Below are 332 nucleotides of genomic sequence, written 5' to 3' on the forward strand. Positions count from 1 at the left end.
ACTGAACTTCGTAATAAAGACGAATTTTTAAACGCATTAAAAAATTCAGGCATTCAAGTGATGATGTTTACAGCATTTTGGTGTCCAGACTGTATGTACATCAAACCTTTCTTGCCTGAAATCGAAGAACAATTTAGTGATTTACAGTTCTATTCTTTGAATCGTGATCAATGTATGGATATTGCGGTTGAATATGAAGTGATGGGGATTCCTAGCTTTATATGTTTCAAGGATGGAAAAGAAATATCAAGATTTGTTTCTACACTTCGCAAGACAAAAGAAGAAATAGAAGCATTTCTGAAGCATACAATAGAAAGTGAGAAGGAAATATG

1 protein-coding gene is annotated in these 332 nt (G+C 33.1%); it reads left to right on the plus strand.

Annotation, left to right across the window (positions count from 1 at the left end; translation table 11 throughout):
- Positions 1-332: thioredoxin family protein (locus tag ACZQCL_RS08715; protein WP_482482842.1), on the plus strand; the 332-nt coding region annotated here is incomplete at both ends.

The organism is Holdemanella sp. (assembly GCF_056804935.1).